The sequence below is a fragment of the Sphingomonas sp. LH128 genome (assembly GCF_000293195.2).
GTDB lineage: Bacteria > Pseudomonadota > Alphaproteobacteria > Sphingomonadales > Sphingomonadaceae > Novosphingobium > Novosphingobium resinovorum_A.
The window spans coordinates 1-4,719 of record NZ_ALVC01000256.1; the positions used below are offsets into that span (position 1 = coordinate 1).

A 4,719-nucleotide genomic window follows, 5' to 3' on the forward strand; every position below is an offset into this window, starting at 1 on the left:
TCCGCCGCGACCTTGAGAATCAGTTCGCGCTTGGCAGGCGCGATCGACGCGTTCGGGGCGAAGCAGCGCGATACGGCTGACTGCGAAACCCCCGCGATGCGCGCCACGTCGTAGGACGTGGGACGGCGACCGTCTTCCATTCCGGTGGACTTGAGCTTCTTGGTCGATCGAGGCTTTGGCATGGAACGTCCGTAACTTGGCGCGAAACCCCGGTCTAGCGACGTAAAGGCGGCACCGCAAATGCAACGCAACAGCGGCGCTCGTTTTGCTGCGTGACATTTGAATTCGAATGCAATAAAACTGCATCCCGTCGCCCAGACCGACCCATCCAGACCAGTCCAACGGGAGCCCTTCCATGACCGATGCGCCGCACGGATTTTCCGAGACCACAACTTACATCAAGGCGCCCGCGCGCGACCAGATCACCGACAGTGGTGACGTCGCCGGCCTGGTCGCCCGCGTCCTTGCCGACGTGCGCGCCGAAGGCGATGCCGCCGTGCGCCGCTACTCCGCGCAGTTCGACAAGGCCGAACTTGACCGCTTCGAGGTCAGCTCGGCCGAGCGTCAGACCGCACTCGACGAACTCGACCCGCAGACCCGCGCCGACACCGAATTCGCGATCGACAACGTGCGCCGCTTCGCCGAGGCGCAGCTGGGCACGATCCTGCCGCTGGAGATCGAGCCGATCCCCGGCCTGCACCTCGGCCACCGGGTGATCCCGATCGACCGGGTCGGCGCCTATGTGCCCGGCGGCCGCTTCCCGCTGCTTTCCGCGCCGATCATGACCATCGTTCCGGGCAAGGTCGCGGGCTGCGCCGAAGTCGTCGCCTGCCTGCCGCCCAATGCCCACCGCGCGATGATCGCGGGCTGCCACCTTTCGGGCGCCGACCGCATCTTCCGCATCGGCGGCGCGCAGGCGATCGCGGCGATGGCCTACGGCACCGAGAGCGTGCCGCAGGTCAACAAGATCATGGGCCCCGGCAACGCCTTCGTGAACGAGGCCAAGCGGCAGGTCTTCGGCCCCGTCGGCATCGACCAGCTGGCAGGGCCTTCCGAGATCTTCGTCGTCGCCGATGCCTCGGGCGATCCCGAACTGATCGCCTGCGACCTGCTGGGCCAGGCCGAGCACGACGTGCGCACCCGCGTCGGCCTCATCACCACCGACCGCGCGCTGGCCGAGGCGACCGTGCGCGAGGTGGAGCGCCAGCTCCAGACCCTCGCCACCGCCAAGGTCGCGGCGGAATCCTGGGAGAACTACGGCGAAGTCGTGCTCTGCGCCGACGAGGCGGCGATGATCGCCTATTCCGATTTCGTGGCGGCCGAGCACCTTCAGGTCCACACTGCCGACCCGCACGGCTTCGCCAAGAAGCTGCGCAACTACGGCTCGCTGTTCATCGGCGAGAACGCCAGCGTGGTCTATTCTGACAAGAACGTGGGCACCAACCACACCCTGCCGACGATGGGCGCGGGGCGCTACACCGGCGGCCTGTGGGTCGGCTCCTACGTCAAGATCGCCACGCACCAGTGGCTGGAGGACAAGGCCGTCGCCGCCGTCGCCCCGCCGGCGATCCGCCAGAGCGGCAGCGAGGGCCTCGAAGGCCACCAGAAGGCCGCCGCAATCCGCTTCGACCGGCTGAAGCAGCCCGCCTGACACCCACCGTCGCGATGTGAGGGCGGCTCCGGGTGACCGGGGCCGCCCTTCGCGTGTCCGGCCGCGCAAGGTGACAGGGTTTACACGGTTTACACAGTCCTGGAGGAAAAGGTGTCACCTTGCGGCGGAAGCTGTCACCTTGTGCGCCAGATGTGTCACCTTGTGTGGAAAAGGTGTCACCTTGAACGCTGGAAGTGTCACCTTGCGACCCCGAAGGTGTCACCTTGCAAGGTCTAGTCGGAAGGCGGCGTGCTAGCTCGGGCGAAGTGGAAAATGGCATTCATGACGAATACCGTACCCACCCGGCTGTAGGAAAATGCCCGGTTCGCGCGCCGCGAACCCGTTACGAAACGTCCGGCCCCGCAGCCAGCGCCGCTTCGATTTCCTGTCCGGCAGCGGCCGCTTCGGCCGCGAGCTTGCGCAAGGCCTTCGCGGTATCCGCCAGAAGCCCGGCGCCGAGGGGACGCTCGGCGTTGATGAAACGGCGGATCGCCCGCTCGTCTATGCCCATGCGGCGCGAGAACGCCGTGGTGCCGCCAAAAAGCTGGACGCAATAGGCGAAGTGTTCGCGTTGCTCGTCGATCGAAGGTGCTGCCATTGTATCCGCCTGCTGGTTTGCCGATGCCGCCATACCCGATCTTGCGAACGAGGCAACACGGGTGCGAAGCCTGCAGACTTCGGGCGATCTGCGGGAAATCGCGGCCTAGTTGCCTTCCGCATCGACGGTGAACACCATGGGTTTGCCGCGGGAATCGGGGTCCCATCCCGCCAGCAATGCGGCCCGTACACCCCGCACCACGATCGCATCGCCGATCTGAAGGCGCCCTCGTTGCATGCCCTTGAGCAGCCGTTTGGGCGCCGGGAATTCCAGCAGGGCGCCGCGCTTGGTGTGCCTGCGCAGCAGGGCAACGGTCATCCCCCGCCAGCCATCGGCATCGCCCCACTGCGGCTCGCTGCGGAGTTCCCATTCATACTGAAGTCCATCGACCTCGACGCAGCCGGCTAGCTTGTTGCTCATCGCGGCATGCCTAGCAGGTCTCTGTCCGCAAACCACCCTCCAGTTCCGGAAAGGGCGATCGTCGCTGGCCGAAGCCGCCCTGTGCAGAGCAACAAGGAGCCTGCCCGGCGCGGATGGGAACGCCGGGCAGGCCAGAAGACATCGCCCGACCCATGCAGATGCACCGGGCGACGCGGGTGTTCCCTGAAAATCAGGCTGCGGCGCCAGACTCGAACAGCGGCCGCGCGACGTCCTCGCCGCCGCGCACCACGTAGGCCACGCAAGGGACCGAGGCGGTGTTGCGCAGGGCGCGGGGCAGGTCTACTGGCACGGTCAGGGTGTCGCCCGCGCCCATCAGGATTTCGCCGTGGTCCCAGCTCACTTCCAGCGTGCCGGAGTGAACGAAGATCACTTCCACCTCGCGGCGGCTGTGGCGCGGCACGTAGGCGCCGGTCTGGAGCGTCAGCAGGCGCAAGTTGAAGCCGTGCGCCCACCAACCGCTGATCGGGCCGGGGGCGAAGCCGTCTGCGGTCGCCTGCGGGACGATCAGCCCGGCTTCCTCGACGCCGGGTGCGGCCAGCGGCGAGGCCGGGTTGGCGGCGACGTCCGCGAAGCGCACCACGCATTCGGCCAGCTTTTCGAGCGGGGGCGTGCGCAGCTGCGCCAGGTCGTCCTCGCTCAGCGGGGCTTCCAGTTCGGCCTCACGCAAGGTGTAGTCGCCGTCGCTGGTGTCGATCAGGGTGCCGCCCTTGGTCAGCTTGAGGCCGAAGTCGGCGGCGGATTCGAACACAGCGGGCGCCCACGTGACCTTGCCGGGATCGTCCTGACCGAGCACCACCCACAGGAAACCGACGCCCTCGTCCAGCTTTTCGAAGCCGCGGAACATGCGGGTAGGGACCGAGCAGACGTCGCCCGGCGCGATGTCGAGCGTGCCGTCCTCGCGGTTGGGGCCAAAGATAAGCCTCCAGTGGCCGGAGTGGACGACGAAGACTTCCGCCGTCTCATGGCTGTGCTGCGAGTTGACGCAGCCTTCTGGCTGGCGGGCAGCGCCGACGTTGAAGCCGTGCGGCTCGGTGATGTGGACGAACTGGTCGGCGCTTTCGGACACGCCCGCGCCGATGATCGTGAAGTTCTCCTTCTCGGTCGAACCCGGCGTGCGGGTATCGATGAAGGCGGTGCGGCAAGGCACGAGGTCTGCGTAGCGCACGAGGCGCTGGGCCATCGCTTCGCGAGTCCACTCGGTCACGTCATACTCCTCAATAGGGTCTTCGATGCGGAGCGCTTTCCTCTACCTTTTCGGATTTCATGAATCACGCTTGCATTCGAATTCAATCGTGGTACGTCATGGACACCGCCAGCGCAAGCCATGACGCGCCTGCGGCACGAAAATTGATCGAGAGGACCAGATAGACGGTCCCACGGGGAGCTGAGCTTGACCATGTCCGCCACTGGACGAAACGATGCCGACGGTCTGCCGCTCGTCCTGCTTGCGGGAACGCTGTGCGACGCGCGGGTGTTCGCGCCGATGCTGCGGCATGCGGCGCTGGCCGGGCGACCGGTGGTCCATTGCGACATGACCGGCGTGGCATCGGCGGGGGGGCTGGCCGAACGGGCGCTTTCGCAGGTTTCCGGGCGCTTCATTCCGGTCGGCTTCTCGCTGGGGGCGATCGTGGCGCTGGAGATGGCGGCCCTCGCGCCCGAGCGGATCACCGCCATGGCGCTGATCGCCGCCAACGGGCGCGACGTACCGGAGGCAGATCACGCCGACCGCCGCGCCGCCGCCACGACCGATCCGGGAGTGCTGGTCGGCGAAGTGCTGTGGGAGCGCTCGGTCGCGGCCGGGGCGCGCCATGACAGCGCGCTGAAGGCGACGATCGTGGCGATGGCGCAAAGCCAGCCGCCCTGCACGCTGGCGCTGCAGACCGAAGTTGCCCTCACCCGTTCCGACAAGCGGCCGCTGCTGCCCATCATGCGCATGCCCGCACTGGTGCTGGGCGGGGCCGAGGATCGCATCGCTCCGCCCGAACTGCAGCGCGAACTGGCGGCGGGCCTGCCCGATGCCGAACTCGTG

General features: G+C 67.3%; 6 protein-coding genes. 2 read left to right on the plus strand and 4 right to left on the minus strand.

Annotated elements, in window-relative coordinates:
• On the minus strand, positions 1 to 182 hold a 182-nt coding region (locus LH128_RS19720), incomplete at its 3' end, for a LacI family DNA-binding transcriptional regulator (protein WP_037520433.1).
• A 173-nt stretch (positions 183 to 355) separates the two neighbouring features.
• Between LH128_RS19720 and hisD the strand changes: the two genes are divergently transcribed.
• Positions 356 to 1,651 carry a histidinol dehydrogenase gene (hisD, locus tag LH128_RS19725; RefSeq protein ID WP_008831445.1) on the plus strand — a complete coding sequence of 432 codons (1,296 nt, stop codon included), beginning with the start codon at positions 356 to 358 and terminating at the stop codon, positions 1,649 to 1,651.
• A gap of 343 nt (positions 1,652 to 1,994) precedes the next feature.
• On the opposite strand, the gene LH128_RS19730 is transcribed toward hisD, so the two are convergent.
• The 3 genes from LH128_RS19730 to LH128_RS19740 form a co-directional block, all read right to left on the minus strand.
• Positions 1,995 to 2,249, minus strand: coding sequence for a hypothetical protein (locus LH128_RS19730; protein WP_036525343.1), 255 nt, complete (start codon positions 2,247 to 2,249; stop codon positions 1,995 to 1,997).
• 105 nt (positions 2,250 to 2,354) lie between these two features.
• The gene (locus LH128_RS19735) at positions 2,355 to 2,669 is read right to left on the minus strand and encodes a hypothetical protein (protein ID WP_008831447.1); all 315 of its coding nucleotides are present in this window, start codon (positions 2,667 to 2,669) and stop codon (positions 2,355 to 2,357) included.
• A 190-nt stretch (positions 2,670 to 2,859) separates the two neighbouring features.
• Positions 2,860 to 3,894, minus strand: a complete 1,035-nt coding sequence (locus tag LH128_RS19740; RefSeq protein WP_008831448.1) for a cupin domain-containing protein — start codon at positions 3,892 to 3,894, stop codon at positions 2,860 to 2,862.
• 192 nt (positions 3,895 to 4,086) lie between these two features.
• Here LH128_RS19740 and LH128_RS19745 point away from each other — a divergent pair.
• Positions 4,087 to 4,719 (plus strand): alpha/beta fold hydrolase (locus tag LH128_RS19745; protein ID WP_008831449.1); only part of this gene is annotated, 633 nt, incomplete at its 3' end.

Coding starts and splice junctions, on each gene's coding strand:
- hisD (WP_008831445.1), top strand. CDS start 356: ATGACCGATGCGCCGCACGGATTTTCCGAGACCACAACTTACATCAAG.
- LH128_RS19730 (WP_036525343.1), bottom strand. CDS start 2,249: ATGGCAGCACCTTCGATCGACGAGCAACGCGAACACTTCGCCTATTGC.
- LH128_RS19735 (WP_008831447.1), bottom strand. CDS start 2,669: ATGAGCAACAAGCTAGCCGGCTGCGTCGAGGTCGATGGACTTCAGTAT.